Below are 18,639 nucleotides of genomic sequence, written 5' to 3' on the forward strand. Positions count from 1 at the left end.
GCCGGTGCCCGCGCACAGTTTCCTACAGGACTCAGGCCTGGGCCAGAGCCTCACAGCAGGTGCTGATCAGCAGGCGGGTGACGACGTAGGGGTCGACGTTCGCGTTCGGGCGGCGGTCCTCGATGTAACCCTTGCCGTCCTTCTCGACCTGCCACGGGATGCGCACCGACGCGCCGCGGTCCGACACGCCGTAGCTGTACTCGGTCCACGGGGCGGTCTCGTGCAGCCCGGTGAGACGCTGGTCGATGCCGGCGCCGTAACCGTCGACGTGCTCCTGGCGCTTCTTGCCCAGCGACTCGGCGGCCGTGATGATCGCGTCGTAGCTCTCGCGCATCGCCTTGGTGGAGAAGTTGGTGTGCGCGCCGGCGCCGTTCCAGTCGCCCTTGACCGGCTTCGGGTCGAGGGTGGCGGACACGCCGTAGTCCTCGGCGATGCGGTAGAGCAGCCAGCGGGCCACCCACAGCTCGTCGGCCACCTGCGGTGCGGCGACCGGGCCGATCTGGAACTCCCACTGACCGGGCATGACCTCGGCGTTGATGCCGGACAGGTGCAGACCGGCCTCGAGGCACGCGTCCATGTGGGCCTCGACGATCTCACGGCCGAAGACCTCGTCCGAGCCGACGCCGCAGTAGTAGCCGCCCTGCGGGGCCGGGTATCCGCCACCGACCGGGAAGCCGAGCGGGCGGCCGTCCTTGAAGAACGTGTACTCCTGCTCGATGCCGAAGATCGCCTCCTGGTCGGCGTACTTCTCGGCGACCGCGCGCAGCGGGGCACGGGTGTTGGTGGGGTGCGGGGTACCGTCGATCAGCTCGACCTCGCACAGCACGAGGATGCTGTCGCCGCCGCGGATCGGGTCCGGACAGGTGAAGACCGGCCGCAGCACGCAGTCCGACTTGTCACCGGGCGCCTGGTTGGTGCTGGACCCGTCGAAACCCCAGATCGGCGGCTGCTCGCCGGCGGCCAGGATCTTGGTCTTCGACCGGAGCTTCGCGGTCGGCTGGGTTCCGTCGACCCACAGGTACTCGGCCTTGACAGCCATTCAGATCTCCTCAAACACGATGACGGCGCCGGATGGCGATGCCGGACGTCCCTGGCGCGGCGCGAGGAGGCTAACGGCCGAAGATCAAATCCATGTTTCCGATCCCGAACAGCGGACGAGTGATCCTGGTAACCAATAGGTCACCATTGTTTGCCACTGAGGAGCAGAGCCGCCCGTGCCGCGGCGATGTGCGGGGCGTGTGCCGGCCGCGCGCGTGGCGAGATACAGCGTGTCGATCGGCGGGCCGGCGGCCGGCACGAACTCCTCTTCTAGAAGCAGGGTGGTGTGGTGGCCGCCGTCTGCCATGGGCCGGCCGCGCTGATCGGGCTGACCCGCTCCGGCGGTACGCCGCCGGCCGCCGGCAAGCGGGTCGCCGGGTTCACCGACGGCGAGGAGGCCGCGGCCGGGCTGACCGAGGTGGTGCCGTTCCTGCTGCAGAGCACGCTGGAGAAGCGGGGCGGTGAGCACTCCGGCGCACCCGGCCGGCAGCCCGACGTGGTCGCGGACGGACGCTTGGGGACCGGGCAGAACCCGGCGTCGTCGGCCGGTGTGGCGGAGGAAGTGCTGAAGGTGCTGTCCACATCGAAGCGATAGGCCCATAATGTGACGGGCCCCACACCCTTGCCCGGGGCGGCCCCACCAATGACGATCGGGGGAAGCCGGGCAGAGGAGGCAGCGCCGTGCACACCCAGAAGATCGTCGTCGGATACGACGGCTCGCTCGAAGCACGCAAGGCGGCGCGCTGGGCGCTCGATGAGGCGGAGCGCAGCGGCATGCCGGTCGAGCTGGTCTACGCGTACGAGTGGCCCAGTTACGTCCCGGCCGCCGCGATGATGCCGGCCGCCGCGGTCTACCCCGACCTCGACACCGACCTGGCCGTCGCCGACATGCTCGGCCGGGCCGTGGACACCGCGACGTGCACCCACCCCGGCGTGCGCGTGTCGGCGCGGGTCGAGCACTCCACCGCCGCGGTCGCGCTGATCCAGCGGGCCGCCGACGCCGCCCTGGTGGTGCTCGGCGGCCGCCGCCCGACCGGGGTGCGGGCCTGGCTCGGCTCGACCAGCGGTTCGGTCAGCGCGCACGCGCGCTGCCCGGTCGTGGTCGTCCGGGGCGAGCCGCGGGTCACCGACCCGGTGGTGGCCGGGGTGGACGAGTCGGAGTCGGCCGGGCTGGTGCTGGGTTTCGCGTTCGAGCAGGCCGCGGTCCGGGGCGTCGCGGTCCGGGCGGTGCACGGCTGGTCGCCGCCGGACGGGCGGGACATGCTCTGCGACGCGAACCTGCGCGCGGTCGCCGAGGAGCGCGGCCGGCTCGAGGCGATGGTCGGGTGCTGGCGGCGCCGGTTCCCCGGGGTGGCGGTCAGCGCCGAGGTGGTGGTCGGCTCCCCGGGCGAGGTGCTGGCCCAGGCCGCCGCCGGGTCGCAGCTCGTGGTGGCGGGCGCCCGGTCGCGCCGCGCTCTGCGGGCGGTCCTGCGGCCCTCGGTCGGCCGTCACCTGTTGCACCGGGCGCGCTGCACGGTCGCCCTGGTCACCCGCACCCGTACCGCGATCCGCTTCTGACCCGGCCGGGGTCAGATGCGGCCGGCGTCGAGGTCCTCGAGGATGCGTTCCAGGAACTTCGGGGTCTCGGCCGGCGGCTGCGCCTCGATGAACAGCCGGCCGATCGCCGCCGCGTACTGGTCGACCTCCTCGCGCTTCTCCAGGTAGAGCGCGCTGGTCAGGTGCTCGAGGTAGACCACGTCGGGCAGTTCCTCGTGCGGGAACCGCAGGATGCTGAACGCGCCGCCGGCCGCCGCGTGCCCGCCGGACTCGAACGGGACGACCTGCAGCCTGATGTTGGGCGACTCGCACGCGCGGATCAGCGCGTGGATCTGCTCGCGCAGCACTTCCCGCCCGCCGATCGGCCGGCGCAGCGCCGCCTCGTCGAGCACCGCCCAGAGCCGGGGCGCGTCCGGACCCTGCAGGACTTTCTGCCGTTCCATCCGCAGGCTGGCCCGCCGGTCGACCTGCGCGGCGTCGCCGTTGCCGAGGCGGATGACCGCGCGGGCGTACGCGTCGGTCTGCAGCAGGCCGGGAACGAACTGGACCTCGTACGTCCGGATCAGTTCCGCGGCCTGCTCCAGGTCCAGATAATTCTGGAACCAGCTGCTCAGCACGTCGCCGTAGGAGTGCCACCAGCTCGGCGCGTTCGCCTCCCGGGTGAGCGTGCGCATCCGGTCGACCTCGGCCCGGTCGGTGACGCCGTAGAGCTTGAGCAGGTCGACGATGTCACGTTCCTTGAAGCCGACCCGGCCCAGCTCCATCCGGCTGATCTTGGACTCGGAGGCCCGGATCTCATACCCCGCCTGCTCGCGGGAGAGTCCCTTCGCCCGGCGCAGCGCACGAAGGTGCGCGCCGACCTGGAGCCGGCGAACGGTCGAGCCACCTGTGTCGTGTTCCTCCGCCAAGGAAACCTCCTCGGTGGCAGCCTAGACAGTCGACTAAGGAGATGCGATCAGGGCTTGCGACCCACCGCGCAGAACTGGCTGATCTCGGGCGCGTCCGACTCCGGGCGCCACTGGGTCACCGACACCACGCCGGGCTCGACCAGCTCCAGGCCGTCGAAGAGCGACTCGATCCGGGCCGGGGTACGCAGGTGGTACTTCGGGTTCGCCGAGATGTTCCAGATCCGGGTGGCCTCGCGGACCTCCGGGTCGGTGTCGCTGCCGTCGTACATCGCGAAGTAGCTGCCGGACGGGAGCCGGGACAGGATCGAGTCGATGATCTTCTTGGCCTCGTCGTCGGACTCGATGTGACCGAGAATGCCCATCAGCATCAGCGCGACCGGCTGGTCCAGGTCGAGCGTCTCGGCGGCCTGCTGCAGGATCCGCTCCGGGTCGCGCAGGTCGGCGTCGATGTAGGCCGTCTTGCCCTCCGGGGTGCTGGTCAGCAGCGCACGGGCGTGGGCGAGCACCAGCGGGTCGTTGTCGACATAGACGATTTTCGCGTACGGGTTCGTCGCCTGAGCCACCTCGTGCGTGTTGTCCGCGGTGGGCAGCCCGGTGCCGATGTCCAGGAACTGGGTCACCTTGGCCTCACCGGCCAGGTAGCGCACGGCACGGACCAGGTACTGCCGGGAGAGCCGGGCGTGGGTCGCGAAGTGCGGCAGGGAGGCGACGATCTGGTCACCGACCGCGCGGTCCACCTCGAAGTTGTCCTTGCCGCCGAGCAGATAGTTCCAGATCCGGGCGGTCTGCGGAACGCTGGTGTCGAGCTTGGGGGTGGCGTCCTCGGTCACGCGCGCACGTCCTCGGGGCAGGGCGGACCCGATGTCCTATGTGGATCCGCAGGCGTTCGGTTCGGCGCCAGCATACCCATCGACGGGCGGCAAGTGGTCAGGTGCCGAGGGACTGGGCCACGCGGCGAAGGAATTCCAGGTTGGAACCGGTGGTCCGCAACTGGGTCAGCAGTTGCTGCATGCCCTCGCGCCGGTCCTGGCCACCCAGGGCGCGGCGCACCTGACCGAGCACGGCCAGTTCGGCCGGGCCCAGCAGCAGCTCGTCGTGCCGGGTGCCGCTGGTGCTCAGGTCGATCGCCGGGAAGACTCGCGACTCGGCCAGCGAACGGTCCAGCTTGAGCTCGGCGTTGCCAGTGCTCTTGTACTCCTCGAAGATCAGGGTGTCGAGCGCCGACCCGTTCTCCACCAGGGCGGTCGCGATGATCGTCAGCGAGCCGCCGTGCTCGAGGTTCCGGGCCGCGCCGAGCAGCCGCTTCGGCGGTTGCAGGGCGGTGCTGTCCAGCCCGCCGGAGAGCGTGCGGCCCTTGCCGGCCGGGGCGGTCAAGTTGTACGCGCGGCCCAGGCGCGTGATCGAGTCGAGCAGCACCACCACGTCCTCGCCCAGCTCGGCCAGGCGTTTCGCCCGCTCGACGGCCAGCTCGGCGACCGCGGTGTGCTCGTGCGGCGGACGGTCGAACGTGGCCGCGCAGATCTCCGCCTTCGTGGTGCGCTGCCAGTCGGTGACCTCCTCGGGACGCTCGTCGACCAGCACCGCCATCAGGTGACACTCGGGGTGGTTGCGGGTGATCGCGTCGGCGATCCGGTGCAAAACCGTCGTCTTGCCAGCCTTCGGTGGGGCGACGATCAGGGCGCGCTGGCCCTTCCCGATCGGCATGGCCAGGTCCAGCACGCGGGTGGTCAGCACCTCACGGTCGGTCTCCAGGCGCAGGCGCTCCTGGGGGTAGAGGGCAGTGGCGGCGTAGAAGTCGGGGCGCGGGCCGGGGGCACGGCCGTTGACCGCGGTGACCTCCAGATGCACGGGTCTGCCGGAGCGGGGGACACGGGCGAGACCGGTCACGCGGTCGCCGCGACGCAGAGCCAGGCGGCGCACCTCGCTCATCGTGAGCGCCAGGTCGTCGCGGCCCGGCAAGTAACCGTCGGCGCGCAGCCAGGCGCGGTCGTCGACGACGTCCAGAATCGCGTCGACGGCGACCGTTTCTTCGGGTTGCGGCGGTTTCGACGTACGCAAATCGGGGTTTTTGTCGTGAATGTGAACAGCAGTCATGGAGAACTCTCCTGGAAGGAGGCAGACAGTGATGACAGCGCACGGGAGGCGTGTCGATGAGGAGGTGGAACGGCCCGGGCGGGGAATGCCACCGGCATCCGGGATGAGGCCACCGTAGCACTGTTCGCGGATTCGGCCCAGTAGGGCAGGATGGACGTCACAGCTCGCGGGGAGGGGACGGCATGCCACTGTTGCGCCGGGTCATCGGGTCGGTGCTGCGCCGGGTGCGCCAGCGCCAGGGGCGGACGTTGAAAGAGGTCGCCGGGGCGGCCGGCGTGTCGTTGCCCTACCTGTCAGAGGTGGAGCGCGGGACGAAGGAAGCCTCGTCGGAGGTTCTCGCCGCGATCTGCCGGGCGCTCAAGCTGCCCATGCCCGACCTGCTCGACCTGGTCCGCGAGGAGATGCTGCGGGAGGCCGCGCCGATCGTCGCCGCGCGTCGCCCGGTTCCCGTCGCGCGGATCAGCGCGCCGGTTCCGTCGCGGACACCGGGCGCGACCTGCTCGGTGCTGCGGCTGCGGTCGGCCGCGGGTCGTCCTCGCACGCGCCTGACCTGCGCGCGCCGCCTCGCCCACCTCACCGTGACGGCCTGACCTCTACGCCAGGACGGTCAGCGGCGTCCCGGCTCCCACCTCGGCGACCAGCTTCTCCTGGGCGGGGCCGGGCATCCGCAGGCACCCGTTCGACACGCTCTGCCCGAAAACGCTGCTCTTGTACCAGGCGTGGATGCCGGTGTGCGCGAGCTGGAACGCCTCCGACATCTTCTCCGGCTCCTCCGGGATCGAGCCGAGCACCAGCGCGTCCAGGTTCAGATAGATGTCGCCGTGCATCCGGGTCGTGCCCATCACATAGGTCCGGCCGGTCGGCGTCGGAGTCGCCTTCGAGCCGATCGCGACCGTCCAGCGCTGCTGCTCCTGGCCGTCCCGCAGCCAGATCAGCGTGTGCTTCGACAGCTCGGCGATCAACTGATCGCGCAGCGCCTCGGTCGTGTACCCGCCCGGCGGCACCCAGCCGATCCGCCGATTCACCGACGGCACCAGCACGGCGACCCAGCCGTCGCGCTCCTCGACGATCGGCACGATCGTGCGCAGGCCGCTGATCGTCGACGGCAGGAACGCGCGCGGCTTCCCGCCCGGCGCGTCGTAGAGTGCCACCCTCGTCGTCGGGTGCAGGCCCTGAGCGGCCGCGACGGTCGATGTGGGCTGTGGGTCGGCGGGCAGGCCGCTGGGGCCGGACGCGTACTTGATCACGGGCAGGCCGGCGGGCGGTTTCGCCGCGGGTGGGGTGGTCGCCGCGGCGCTGGGTGACGGCGCGGCGGCCGACGACGCGACCGGGGCGATCCACTCGGCAGCGGCGGGACCGGCGTCGAAGTCGTGGACGAGCGTGACGCCGCTGACGGCGAGCACCGCCACGGAGGCCGCGGCCGTCAGGTAGACACGGGTCCGGGGGCGTGACATCGGCCCAGACTAACCACCCTCGCGAAAAGATGAAGGATCTTGTAAACAGAGAGTGGTTCACATCTCCGGGATAGGGTGCTGGCATGCTGCGCAAGCTGGGATTTCTCACCATCGGCCTGTTCGACGAGGCGGATCCGCGCCGCGGGCACGAGTCCACCCTCGAGATCATCGAGCTGGGTGAACGGCTCGGCTTCGACAGCGCCTGGCTGCGCCACCGGCACCTGCAGTTCGGCATCTCCTCGCCGGTCGCCGTGCTCGCCGCCGCCTCCCAGCGGACCAGCCGCATCGAGCTCGGCACCGCGGTCATCCCGCTCGGCTGGGAGAACCCGCTGCGCCTGGCCGAGGACCTCGCCACCGTCGACCTGCTCAGCGGCGGGCGGCTCAACCCCGGCCTCAGCGTCGGCCCGCCGATGAACTACGACCGCGTCAAAGACGCGATCTATCCCGGCACCGGCGATGCGGAGGACTTCAGCTACGCCCGGGTCGAGCGTCTCCTGGCTTGCGTACGCGGTGAGCCCGTCACCGACTTCGCCGGCGCGATCGGCTTCGAGCAGTTCTCCGACCGGGTCCAGCCGCACTCGCCCGGTCTCGCCTCGCGCCTCTGGTACGGCGGCGGTTCCCTGCGTTCCGCCCAGTGGGCCGGGGAGCACGGGATGAACTTCCTGACCAGCAGTGTCGTGAAAGCCGAGGAGTCGGAGGACTTCGCCGAGATCCAGCTCTCCCACATCCGGGCGTTCCGGGCCGCGCACCCGCTCGGCGACCGTGCCCGCGTCTCCCAGGGTCTCGTCGTGATCCCGACCGACTCGGCGTCCCCGGAACAGCGGGCGAAATATGCGGCGTACGCCGAGCAGCGCACCCCGCGCACGCTGACTCCGCAGGGTCCGGCCCGGATGATGTTCGCCCCGGACATCGTCGGCACGTCCGAGGAGATCGCTGCGCGTCTGTCGGAGCACGTGGCGTTCCGGGAGATCGACGAGGTGGCGTTCGCGCTGCCGTTCACCTTCGACCACGAGGACTACGTCCAGATCCTCACCGACATGGCCACCCACCTGGGACCTGCCCTCGGCTGGAAACCCGCCGTCACGTCCTGACGACGTTCCGGAGGGAATGCCGCCCGACTGTCCGATCCGTGACGGCGGCCGGGCCGTGCGCCGATACGCTGGCGCGCGGAGGTTCCGCGTGCAGATCCGGCTGCTCGGCGAGTTCGGCGTGGACCGGGACGGCACACCCGTCCAGGCCGGACAGTGGCGTCTGCGCAAAGCCCGCACGCTGGTCAAACTGCTGGCCCTGGCACCCGGCCAGCGGATGCACCGGGACGTGCTGCTGGAGACGCTGTGGCCGGGCCGGCCGGTGGCGTCCGCGACCAACAACCTGTACCAGGCGCTGCACGTGGCGCGGCGTGTACTCGGCGCTGCGCCGGGGCTGCTGACGCTGCGCGAGGACGTCGTGCTGCTGCAGGCGGACGCCGTGGTGGACGTGGACGTCGGGCGGTTCGAGCGGCTGGCGCGGACGGCGCGGGCCGGTGGGGATCTGGCCGGGATGCGGGACGCCGTGGCGGCGTACGCGGGGGATCTCCTGCCGGAGGACCGGTTCGAGGACTGGGCCGCGGCGCGGCGTGAGGAGCTGCGCGCGTTGCTCTGTGATCTGCTGGTCGATCTGGCCGCCGGGGCGGCCGCGGCCGGTGGCGACGGGGAGGCGGTCGAGGCGCTGCGGCGGGCGCTGGCCATCGACCCGCTGCACGAGGGGGCGGTCCGCGGTCTGATGCGCTGCCTGGTCACGGCCGGGCGGCGGGCCGAGGCGCTGAGCCGGTACGAGCGGCTGCGCGACGACCTGGGCGCCGAGTACGGCAGCGGCCCCGACCCGGCGACCCGGCAGCTGTACCGGGAGACGCTGGCCGGCGACCAGGTGCCGGCGCGCGGACCCCGGAACAACCTCGCGCCGCCGCTGACCAGCTTCGTCGGGCGGGACCGGGAGATCGCCGACGTGCGCCGCCAGCTGGCCGAGGGCGGGCTGCTCACGCTCACCGGTGTCGGTGGCGCCGGCAAGACCCGGCTGGCGGTGGAGACGGCCCGGCAGCTGCTCGGCACGTACCCGGACGGTGTCTGGTTCGCCGACCTGACCCGCCTCACCGACCCGGGCCGGGTGCCCGACCGGGTGGCCGCCGCGGTCGGCTTCGACCCGGCGGCCGGCTCGGATCCGCTGCGGACCCTGGTCGCCCGGCTCCGGCCGGCCACCCTGCTGCTGATTCTGGACAACTGCGAGCATCTGCTCACCGGGTGCGCCGCCCTGGCCGCGGCACTCCGCCGGTCCTGCCCGGGCGTGACCCTGCTGGCCACGAGCCGACAGCCGCTGCACACACCGGGCGAGATCACCTTCCGGGTGCCGTCGCTGGAGGTTCCCGGACGGGACGGGCCGGTCGATCCGGCGTACCTGGAGCGGCTGCCGTCGGTGCGCCTGTTCCTGGAGCGCTCCCGCGGCGTACGTCCCGGTTTCGTGGTCGACGCCGCCAACGCGACGGCCGTCGCGGAGATCTGCCGCCGCCTCGACGGCATCCCGCTGGCGCTGGAGCTGGCCGCCGCCCGGATGTCGCACCTCGAGCCGGTCGAGGTGGCCGAGCGGCTGCACGAGGCGCTCGCCCTGCTGGGCGGGGCCGGCCGAGTCACCCGCCACGCCACCCTGCGGGCGACTCTGGAGTGGAGTCATGCCCTGCTCCGCGCCGACGAGCAGGTCCTGTTCCGCAGGCTGGCCGTGTTCGCCGGCGGCTTCTCGCTGGCCTCGGCCGAATCGGTCGGCGCGGATCGGCGGCTCGCCCGCGCGGACGTGCTGGACTGCCTCGGCCGGCTGGTGGACAAGTCGCTGGTGCACATCGAGCGCGCCGGCGACCGCTCGCGGTACCGCCTCCTGGAGACCATCCGCCAGCTCGCCCGGGAACGCCTGACCGCCGCGGGGGAGACCGCCGCGTTCGAGGCCGGGCACTGCCGGCACTTCCGGGAGTTGGCCGCCGCTCACGACTTGGACCGCGGGCCGGGCATCGTGCGGGAACGCCCGCAGTTGCTCGACGCCGACCACGACAATCTGCGCGCCGCGCTGGAGTGGGCGGCCCGTCACGACCCGGCGCAGGCGCTGTCGCTGGCCGTGAGCCTGTGGCGGTACTGGCTGGCCCGTGGCCACTTCGTCGAGGGCGCCGGGTGGCTGGAGCGGGTGCTTGCGGCCGCGCCGGACCCGTCGCCGGAGCGGGTACGCGCCCTGTTCGCGCTGGCCGTCCTGGAGGCGCGCCGCGGGGTCAGCGACCAGTTGCCGGCCCGGGCCCGGGCCGCCGTCGAGTGCGCCGAACGCGCCGGTCCGCCGCGGGACGTCGCGCCGGCGCGGCTGATGCGCGGCATCCTGCTGGTCGGTGTCGGCGGGGCCGGTGAGGGTGAGCGCGTGGCCGAGGAGATCCTGGCCGCGGCCGTGCCGCCGCCGGTCCGGGCCACCGCGCACTGGCTGGCCGCGCAGGCCGCGCTGTTCCGGGAGGACACGGGCACGGCCGGGACCCGGTTCGCCCGGTGCCTGCGCCAGCTGGAACGCGTGGACCCGGCCACACCCCCGTTCCTGCCGGTCATGACGTTCTGCATGCCGCTGGTCCCGGCCGCGGGCCGGCTGGTCCCGGTGTTCGAGGAGTCCTGGCTGTTGGGCCGCCGCGTCGGCGCGTTGCAAGCGGGTGCCTACACCCGGTCGGCACGCGGCTACGTGCACCGGCTCGCCGGCGACCTGCCGGCCGCGCTGGACACCACCGGCCGGGCGGCCGACGCCTTCGCCGCCATCGGCGACGACGCCGGGCTGGCCCACGCCCTGCACCATCGCGGCTGCGTGGAACGCGACACCGGCCGGTTCGACGCGGCCGACGGGCACCTGCGCGACGCGATGCGCCTGCGCGAACGCCTGGGCGACCGGCGCGGCGAGAACCTCGGCCTGGCGAATCTGGGCCTGCTGGCGGCCGCGGCCGGCGACCTCGCCGAAGGCCGCCGGTATGCCCGGATCGCGCTCGACCGCAGCCGGGCCGTCGACGACGGACCGGGGGTCGGCGGCGCCCTGCTCGACCTCGCGGTCGTGGAGGTGCACGCGGGCCGCCCCCGCGCCGCGCGCCTGCTCGCCGAGCGGGCCGTCCAGGCGCTGGAGCCGCAGGGCTACCCCCGGATGGAGGCGTGGGTGCGGCTGTTCGCCGCGGAACTGGCCGCTGCCGATCATGACCGGGAGGCCCTCGACCGGCATGCTCGCGCCGCCCGTGACCTGTTCCGCCGCCTGGGCTGCCGCATCGGCCTGCCCCGGGTCGAAGCCCTGTTCACCGTCCCGGTCAGGTTTTGCTAAGGCGTTGCGAAGGTCCCGTTCCTAGCGTCGGGCGGAACTGAAGGAAACGACCAGGGAGCAATCATGACCGACGCACAGCGACCCTCTGGTGGCCTCGGCGAGGCCACCATCGGCGAGTTCGCCGAGAGCCTGCGGGGTGAGCTGGTCCGACCGGGCGACTCCGGGTACGACGAGGCCCGCTCGATCTGGAACGGCGCGCACGACCGCAGACCCGCGCTGATCGCCCGCTGCCACGGTGTGGCCGACGTGCGGCGAACGGTGGAGTTCGCCCGCAGTGAGGGGCTGCCGCTGGCAGTCCGTGGCGGCGGGCACAGCATCCCCGGCTTCTCGACCGTCGACGACGGCATCGTGCTGGATCTGAGCCCGATGCGCGGCATCCGGGTCGACCCGGGCCGGCGCACGGTCACGGCCCAAGCCGGCTGTCTGTGGAGCGACGTCGACGCCGAGACCCAGGCGTTCGGGCTGGCGGTGACCGGCGGACTGATCTCCACCACCGGGATCGGGGGGTTCACGCTCGGCGGGGGCATCGGCCACCTGGTCCGTCGCTGCGGGCTGACCTGCGACAACCTCGTCGGGGCGGACGTCGTCACGGCCGACGGCCGCTATCTGCGGGCCGACGCGGACGAGAACCCGGAGCTGCTGTGGGCGTTGCGCGGCGGGGGCGGCAACTTCGGCGCGGTGACGTCGTTCGACTTCCGTCTGCACGAGGTCGGCCCGACCGTTTTCGCCGGGCTCGTCTTCTACCACGGCGAGGACGCCGCCCAGGTGCTGCGCGGTTTCCGGGAGGCCACCGCGAAGGCCCCGGACGAACTGTCCATGGTGGTCAATCTGACCACCGCGCCGCCCGTGCCCTTCCTGCCCGAGCAGGTGCACGGCCGGCCCATCGCCGTGGTGCTCGGCATGTGGTCGGGGCGCGCCGAGGACGGCGATGCGGCCACCCGGCCGTTCCGCGAGCTGGCGCCGGTGGTGACCGATCTGTTCGGCCGGATGCCGTACACCGGGATGCAGTCCATGCTCGATCCGCTGTACCCGCGGGGGATGAGCAACTACTTCCGGTCGGCGTTCCTCCCCGACCTCGACGAGGCGGCAGCCGGCACGATTCTGGCCGGGTACGCGCGCGTCCCGAATGCCGTCTCGGAAGTGCACGTCCACCACCTCGGTGGGCAGATGGCCCGGATGCCCGCGGACGCCACCGCCTTCGCCGTGCGCGACCAGGACTACCTGCTGAACGTGGTGGCGCGTTCGGCCGGCGGGAACGACTTCCCGGCCGTGGTCGAGTGGGCGCGCACGATCACCGACGGGTTCGGGCCGGGCTCGGCGTCCTACGTGAACTTCACCGGGGAGGCGGCCGAGGACCGGGTGCGGGCCAGCTACCCGAAGGACACCTACGAGCGGCTGGTCGCGGTCAAGGACCAGTACGACCCGACGAACCTGTTCCGGCTCAACCAGAACATCCGCCCGAGCCGCTGACGCCGGTCGCCGGGCGGGGCTCGCCCGGCGACCGTCCCGGGGTCTTCAGGACGATCGCCGGCCGGGCTCCATCCACGCGCGGGTGCCGACCTCCCGGGGTCTTCAGGACGATCGCCGGCCGGGCTCCATCCACGCGCGGGTGCCGAACGACGCACAGGAGCGCGATGCCACGGCGGCGGCTTCGTCGAGCGCTGCGGCGAAGGTGGCGTCGGTGAGCGGCCAGCGACGGCTTACGGCGCTGGTCAGGGCGCCGTGCAGCACGTCGCCGGCGCCGAGGGTGTCGACGACTGTGACCGGTGGGACGGGCTGGGGGACGAGGCCGGCGCCGGTCCAGCGCAGGATCGGGGCGGGGCCCTGGCTGATCGCGATCCAGCGGACGCCGTGCGCGGCCAGGAACGCGGGCACGTCGGTGACGCCGGGCGGCCGGAAGTCGGCGGAGCAGACGACGACGTCGAGCAGTGGGAGCAAGGCCGGCGTGACCGGTTTCCAGCTGCCGGCGTCGAGCAGGGTGGGGATGCCGAGGCGGCGGGCTTCCCGGAGGACGGCGAGGGCCAGCTCCGGGTAGTGGCCGTCGACCTGGACGGCTCGCGCGCGGCGCACCGGCGTGAGGTCAGGAGCGGACAGTGAGCGGCTTGCGCCGTTGGTCGAGACCACCGCGCGGTTGCCGGTGGCGGCGCTGACGACGATGCTGGAGACCGAGGGCGGGCCGTCGTCGTCCGCGGTCAGGTCGATCAGGTCCACGCCCAATGTGGCCAGGTCGGCGTAGATGCCCGTGGCCAGCGGGTGGCGTCCGACGGCGGTCATCAGGACGGCGTGGGAGCCGAGGTGAGCGGCGGTTGCGGCGGCGTTGGTGGCGGGGCCGCCCGCGGCTACGGTTTGATCGAGAGCGGTCACCTTCTCGTTGTCGGCCGGATAGGCGGGGACGAGTTGGAGGATGTCGAGCGTGCACAGCCCCGCGAAAACGATCATGCGGACAGGCGGGCGGCGAGGCCGTCGACGAAGGTGAGCAGGGCGAACTCGAAACTGTCGCGGTCCACCTGATCGGCGTGTTCGCGCAGCCGGTGCGCGTCGCCGAGCGCCGGGTAGCGGTCGTGGTAGACCTGCACGTCGTCGACGAAGCCGCGCGAGAACGAGCCCATCGCCGCGCCGACGACCAGGTATTTCGTGGAGGCGCCGATCATCGTGGCGTCGCGCGGGGACCATCCGGCGGCGACCAGTCCGCCGTGCACGGCGTCGGCGCGGCGTAGCGACGCGTCGCGCTGGCCGGGGCCGCGGGCCAGGAACGGCACGATGTTCGGGTGTTCGGCGAGCGCGGCGCGGTAGGAGCGGGCCCAGCCGAGCAGCCCCGCACGCCAGCCCTGGGCGAACGCGTCGACCTCCACCTTTTCCATGATCTCGCTGGCCACGTCGTCGAGCAGGTGTTCCTTGGTCGGGAAGTGGAAGTAGAGCGCGGGCGCGCTGACCGACAGCGCGGTCGCGAGTTTGCGCATGCTGAGGCCGTCGAGCCCGTCCCGGTCGATGATCTCCAGTGCGGCCGCCCGGATGCCGTCCCGGCTGAGCAGTGGCGTCGTCGGCCGCGGCATTCGTTCGTCTCCTGAGCGTTGTGATGGCTAACGCTGTTAAGTTAACATGGCTGGGGAAACCTGACAGCGTTCAATTTAGGAGCCGGCCGTGGACCTCACCCTCTCGGAGGAGCAGGAACAGCTGCGGGACCTGGCCCGCGACTGGGTGGAGCGCGAGGTCGTCCCGCACGCCACCGAGTGGGACCGTGCCGAGCAGGTCGACACGAAGATCGTCGGGAAACTCGCCGAGCTGGGCTTTCTCGGCCTGGGGATCGACGAGGAGTTCGGCGGTTCGGGCGGCGACTTCCTCGACTACGCGCTGGTCATGGAGGAGCTGGGCCGCGGGGACACGTCGGTGCGCGGCATCGTCTCGGTGACGCTCGGGCTCGTCGCCAAGACCATTTTCGCGTACGGGTCGGAGGATCAGAAACGTCGCTGGCTCCCCGCGATGTGCGCCGGTGAGACGCTGGGCTGCTTCGCGCTGACCGAGCCGGGGACGGGTTCGGACGCCGGCAACCTCACCACCCGGGCCGAGCGGGACGGGGACGACTGGCTGATCAGTGGCGAGAAGATCTTCATCACGAACGGGACGTGGGCCGGGGTGGCGCTGGTTTTCGCCCGTACGGGAAAGCCTGGTCCCAAGGGTGTTTCCGCGTTCCTCGTGCCCACCGACCGCGCAGGGTTCTCCCGGCGGGAGATCAAGGGCAAGCTCGGCCTGCGTGGCCAGGCGACCGCGGAACTGAGTTTCGACGGCGTGCGCGTCTCCGACGACGAGCGGCTCGGTGAGCTCGGCGAGGGCTTCAAGATCGCGATGAGGGCGCTGGACAAGGGACGGATCGCGGTCGCGTCCGGCTCGGTCGGGCTCGCCCGGGCGTGTCTGGAGGCCTCGGTGGCGTATGCGGGGGAGCGCACCCAGTTCGCTAAGCCGATCGCCTCCTACCAGCTGGTGCAGGAGATGATCGCCGAGATGGCGGTCGAGACCGACGCGGCCCGGCTGCTGGTCTGGCGCGCGGCGGATCTGGTCGACCGCGGTCAGCCGTTCGGCACCGCCGCGTCGATGGCGAAACTCTTCGCCAGTGAGGCCGCGGTGAAAGCGGCCAACCAGGCGATCCAGGTGTTCGGCGGGTATGGGTACGTCGACGAGTTCCCGGTCGGCAAGTTCATGCGCGACGCCCGCGTGCAGACGCTCTACGAGGGCACCAGCCAGATCCAGAAACTGCTCATCGGCCGTGCGCTGACCGGGATCAGCGCCTTTTAGGAGGATTTGTGAGTCGGGTAGCGATCATCACCGGCGCGGCGCGCGGCATCGGCGCGGCCACCGCACTGCAATTCGCGTCCGAGGGTGCGGCCGTCGCCGTGCTCGACCTGAACGAGTCCGACTGCGCCGACGTCGTCGCCCGCATCCAGGCCGCCGGTGGCACCGCGATCGCCCTGGGCTGCGACGTCGCCGACGAGTCCCAGGTCGACGCCGCGATCGACAAGGTCGCCGCCGAACTGGGCGGGGTCGACGTGCTGGTCAACAACGCCGGCGTGACCCGCGACAACCTGTTGCACAAGATGCCCGCGTCCGACTGGGACCTGGTGATGAACGTGCACCTGCGTGGCGCGTTCCTGTGCAGCCGGGCGGCACAGCGGCACATGGTGCCGAAGCGGTCGGGCAAGATCGTGAACACGTCGAGCGTCTCCGCGCTGGGCAATCGCGGTCAGGCCAACTACGCCGCGGCCAAGGCCGGCATCCAGGGCCTCACCCGGACCCTCGCGATGGAGCTGGGCCCGTTCAACATCAACGTCAACGCGGTCGCGCCCGGCTTCATCGTCACCGAGATGACCGACGCGACGGCTGCTCGGATCGGCGTCTCCGCTGCCGATATGCAGGCCAAGGCGGCCGAGATCACCCCGCTGCGGCGGGTCGGCCACCCCGAGGACATCGCCAAGGTCGTCGCGTTCCTGGCCGGCGACGCGGCTTCGTTCGTCACCGGCCAGACCGTGTACGTCGACGGCGGACGCCGTCTCTAGAAAGGGTTGTCATGCGCCGCACCATTTTCACTGAGGACCACGAGGCGTTCCGCCAGACGCTGCGGGAGTTCCTGCAGGCCGAGGTCGTGCCGAACTACGACCAGTGGCTGCAGGACGGTCAGCTGCCGCGTGACTTCTACAAGAAGCTCGCCGAACTGGGCATTTTCGGTATCGAGGTGCCCGAGGAGTTCGGTGGCGCCGGCATCGAGTCGTTCAAATTCGCCGCCGTGCAGTACGAGGAGACCGCCCGCGCCGGCGTCTCGTTCGGTGGTTCCGGGGTGCACGTCGCGCTCTGCCTGCCGTACCTGCTGAAACTCGCCACGCAGGAGCAGAAGGAGCGCTGGCTGCCGTCGTTCGTCAGCGGCGACATGATGTTCGCGATCGCGATGACCGAGCCCGGCACCGGGTCCGACCTGGCCGGCATGACCACGAACGCCAAGCTGACCGAGGACGGCAAGCACTACGTGCTCAACGGCGCGAAGACGTTCATCACCGGGGGCGTCCTCGCCGACCGGGTGATCGTCTGCGCGCGCACCTCCCCGCCGAAGCCGGACGACCGCCGTTACGGCATCTCGCTGCTCGTCGTCGACACCAAGCTGCCCGGTTACTCGGTCGGCCGCAAGCTCGACAAGCTCGGCCTGAAGACGTCCGACACCGCCGAGCTGGCGTTCCAGGACGTACTGGTGCCGGTGGAGGACCTGCTCGGCGAGGAGAACAAGGGTTTCTCCTACCTCGGGCAGAACCTCCCGCAGGAGCGTCTCGGCATCGCCTTCGGTGCCTACGCGCAGGCCGCGGCCGCGGTCGAGTTCGCCAAGAAGTACGTGCAGGAGCGCAAGGTCTTCGGCCAGACCGTCGCCTCGTTCCAGAACACCAAGTTCGAGCTGGCCGCGTGCCAGGCCGAGGTGGACGCGGCCCAGGCCGTCGCCGACCGGGCCCTGGAAGCCCTCGACGCCGGTGAGCTGACTCCGGCCGAGGCGGCCTCGGCGAAACTCTTCTGCACCGAGGTGGCCCACCGGGTGATCGACCGCTGTCTGCAGCTGCACGGCGGTTACGGCTTCATCAACGAGTACCCGATCGCGCGCCTCTACGCCGACAACCGCGTCAACCGCATCTACGGCGGCACGTCCGAGGTCATGAAGATGATCATCGCCAAGGACATGGGGCTGTAGTCCGGCCGGTTCCGCGAGGTGGACGGTTCCGCGCGGGGCGCCTCTTCGAAGCCCGTCAGGCTCGATGTCGTCGAAGAGGCGCCCCGCCCGGAACCTTTGCCCGTCGCGGCGGGTGCCGCGGCGCGGGCTCAGCTCCGGAAACGGCGGAGGACCAACGTCGAGATCCCGATTCGGTACGCCGTGAGCAGCGCCTCAGGGAAGATAGTTCTCCAGCAGCACCGGAGTGAGGTTGTCCTTCTTCAGCTGGGTCAGGATCGCCAGGAAATCATCGACGAACGAGTCCCGGAAGTGCATCAGGATGATGTCGCCGCCCGCGATGTGCCGACGCCCGTCCTGGTAGCGGATGATCCCCTTGTCGGTCGTCTCCTTCCACGTGAACGACGCCTTCAGCCCGCACTCCTTGACCGCGCGCAGCGTGTTGCCGTTGAACGAGCCGAACGGCGGGCGGAACAGCTCGGGCCGTCGCCCGTACATCTTGCCGAGCTGATCGGCGGACTCGCAGATCTGGCGCTTCTGACCCTCGTACGACAAGTGGGTCATGTTCGGGTGGGTGAGCGTGTGAGCCTCGATCACCGCGCCGGCCGACTGCAGCTCGGTGAAGTAGGACGGCTTCGGCTTGACCGCGTCCACCTCCAGGAACAGGGTGACCGGCACGTTCGCGGCCTGGAACATCTTCATCGCCAGCGGGTTCTTGACCCAGCCGTCGTCGATCGTGATGAACGCGATCCGCTGCCGCGTCTCGATCCGCTGGAAGTTCACTGCCGCGTCGCCCTCGGGCAGCTTCACCTTGTGCGGGGTCGGCGCCGGCGCGAACTGCGGGATCCGGGCGCGGATGTCGGCGGGCAGGGCGGCCAGCGCGGCCGAGACCGACTCGGGTGTCTGCGAGCCGTTCACCGGGACGCCGGCCGGCGCGCTCGACTCCGGGGTGGCCTGCGCTCGTGCGCCGGTCGTGGTGGGGGCGGGCGAGCCCGAACCGTTACAGCCCGCGACGACCGCCAGCAGCATCCCCGCGGCCGCCACACGTAACAGTTTGCTTCTCATGCCT

The 18,639-nt window shown here is 71.4% G+C and carries 17 protein-coding genes; 9 read left to right on the top strand and 8 right to left on the bottom strand.

Annotation, left to right across the window (positions count from 1 at the left end):
* Positions 1-31: 31 nt before the first annotated feature.
* Positions 32-1,039 carry a glutamine synthetase gene (gene glnII, locus ACH442_RS43135; protein WP_396343960.1) on the bottom strand — a complete coding sequence of 336 codons (1,008 nt, stop codon included), beginning with the start codon at positions 1,037-1,039 and terminating at the stop codon, positions 32-34.
* Between the two features lie 288 nt (positions 1,040-1,327).
* Here glnII and ACH442_RS43140 point away from each other — a divergent pair, with 288 nt between their 5' ends.
* Together ACH442_RS43140 and ACH442_RS43145 are read left to right on the top strand one after the other, a co-directional pair.
* The gene (locus ACH442_RS43140; RefSeq protein ID WP_396343961.1) at positions 1,328-1,633 is read left to right on the top strand and encodes a hypothetical protein; all 306 of its coding nucleotides are present in this window, start codon (positions 1,328-1,330) and stop codon (positions 1,631-1,633) included.
* Positions 1,634-1,719: 86 nt separating this feature from the next.
* On the top strand, positions 1,720-2,595 hold the full coding sequence (locus tag ACH442_RS43145) for a universal stress protein (RefSeq protein WP_396343962.1): 876 nt from the start codon (positions 1,720-1,722) through the stop codon (positions 2,593-2,595).
* An 11-nt stretch (positions 2,596-2,606) separates the two neighbouring features.
* Here the strand turns inward: ACH442_RS43145 and ACH442_RS43150 are convergent, their stop codons facing one another.
* The 3 genes from ACH442_RS43150 to rho all read right to left on the bottom strand — a co-directional run bounded on the left by ACH442_RS43150 (position 2,607) and on the right by rho (position 5,576).
* Positions 2,607-3,482 carry a helix-turn-helix domain-containing protein gene (locus ACH442_RS43150; protein ID WP_396343963.1) on the bottom strand — a complete coding sequence of 292 codons (876 nt, stop codon included), beginning with the start codon at positions 3,480-3,482 and terminating at the stop codon, positions 2,607-2,609.
* Positions 3,483-3,529: 47 nt separating this feature from the next.
* Positions 3,530-4,312, bottom strand: coding sequence for an SAM-dependent methyltransferase (locus ACH442_RS43155; protein ID WP_396343964.1), 783 nt, complete (start codon positions 4,310-4,312; stop codon positions 3,530-3,532).
* 97 nt (positions 4,313-4,409) lie between these two features.
* A complete protein-coding gene (gene rho, locus ACH442_RS43160) occupies positions 4,410-5,576 on the bottom strand; it encodes a transcription termination factor Rho (protein WP_396343966.1) in 1,167 nt (388 codons plus the stop codon).
* 182 nt (positions 5,577-5,758) lie between these two features.
* On the opposite strand from rho, the gene ACH442_RS43165 reads away from it, so the two are divergent.
* The gene (locus ACH442_RS43165) at positions 5,759-6,166 is read left to right on the top strand and encodes a helix-turn-helix domain-containing protein (RefSeq protein WP_396343967.1); all 408 of its coding nucleotides are present in this window, start codon (positions 5,759-5,761) and stop codon (positions 6,164-6,166) included.
* 3 nt (positions 6,167-6,169) lie between these two features.
* Here the strand turns inward: ACH442_RS43165 and ACH442_RS43170 are convergent, their stop codons facing one another.
* Complete coding sequence (locus ACH442_RS43170) at positions 6,170-7,030, bottom strand: L,D-transpeptidase (protein ID WP_396343968.1); 861 nt, start codon at positions 7,028-7,030, stop codon at positions 6,170-6,172.
* A gap of 83 nt (positions 7,031-7,113) precedes the next feature.
* On the opposite strand from ACH442_RS43170, the gene ACH442_RS43175 reads away from it, so the two are divergent.
* The 3 genes from ACH442_RS43175 to ACH442_RS43185 all read left to right on the top strand — a co-directional run bounded on the left by ACH442_RS43175 (position 7,114) and on the right by ACH442_RS43185 (position 12,847).
* A complete protein-coding gene (locus ACH442_RS43175; RefSeq protein WP_396343969.1) occupies positions 7,114-8,121 on the top strand; it encodes an LLM class flavin-dependent oxidoreductase in 1,008 nt (335 codons plus the stop codon).
* Positions 8,122-8,209: 88 nt separating this feature from the next.
* Positions 8,210-11,377 (top strand): BTAD domain-containing putative transcriptional regulator, encoded by a 3,168-nt coding sequence (locus ACH442_RS43180; RefSeq protein ID WP_396343970.1) that lies wholly within the window; start codon positions 8,210-8,212, stop codon positions 11,375-11,377.
* Between the two features lie 63 nt (positions 11,378-11,440).
* Positions 11,441-12,847, top strand: coding sequence for an FAD-binding oxidoreductase (locus ACH442_RS43185; protein WP_396343971.1), 1,407 nt, complete (start codon positions 11,441-11,443; stop codon positions 12,845-12,847).
* Positions 12,848-12,949: 102 nt separating this feature from the next.
* Here the strand turns inward: ACH442_RS43185 and ACH442_RS43190 are convergent, their stop codons facing one another.
* Positions 12,950-13,816: a PfkB family carbohydrate kinase gene (locus ACH442_RS43190; protein ID WP_396343972.1), complete on the bottom strand. Its 867-nt coding sequence runs from the start codon at positions 13,814-13,816 to the stop codon at positions 12,950-12,952.
* Complete coding sequence (locus ACH442_RS43195; protein WP_396343973.1) at positions 13,813-14,430, bottom strand: TetR/AcrR family transcriptional regulator; 618 nt, start codon at positions 14,428-14,430, stop codon at positions 13,813-13,815. Before ACH442_RS43195 ends, ACH442_RS43190 begins: the two co-directional genes overlap by 4 nt.
* Before the next feature lie 88 nt (positions 14,431-14,518).
* On the opposite strand from ACH442_RS43195, the gene ACH442_RS43200 reads away from it, so the two are divergent.
* The 3 genes from ACH442_RS43200 to ACH442_RS43210 are packed head-to-tail and all read left to right on the top strand — an operon-like array spanning position 14,519 to position 17,594.
* On the top strand, positions 14,519-15,667 hold the full coding sequence (locus ACH442_RS43200) for an acyl-CoA dehydrogenase family protein (RefSeq protein WP_396343974.1): 1,149 nt from the start codon (positions 14,519-14,521) through the stop codon (positions 15,665-15,667).
* Between the two features lie 8 nt (positions 15,668-15,675).
* Positions 15,676-16,425, top strand: coding sequence for a 3-oxoacyl-ACP reductase FabG (gene fabG, locus ACH442_RS43205; RefSeq protein ID WP_396343975.1), 750 nt, complete (start codon positions 15,676-15,678; stop codon positions 16,423-16,425).
* Between the two features lie 11 nt (positions 16,426-16,436).
* Positions 16,437-17,594 (top strand): acyl-CoA dehydrogenase family protein, encoded by a 1,158-nt coding sequence (locus tag ACH442_RS43210; RefSeq protein ID WP_396343976.1) that lies wholly within the window; start codon positions 16,437-16,439, stop codon positions 17,592-17,594.
* Between the two features lie 192 nt (positions 17,595-17,786).
* On the opposite strand, the gene ACH442_RS43215 is transcribed toward ACH442_RS43210, so the two are convergent.
* Positions 17,787-18,635 carry a polysaccharide deacetylase family protein gene (locus ACH442_RS43215; RefSeq protein WP_396343977.1) on the bottom strand — a complete coding sequence of 283 codons (849 nt, stop codon included), beginning with the start codon at positions 18,633-18,635 and terminating at the stop codon, positions 17,787-17,789.
* Between the last annotated feature and the right edge of the window lie 4 nt (positions 18,636-18,639).

Origin of the sequence: Actinoplanes sp. NPDC020271, assembly GCF_044388125.1 — a bacterium.
Taxonomy (GTDB): Bacteria; Actinomycetota; Actinomycetes; order Mycobacteriales; family Micromonosporaceae; genus Actinoplanes.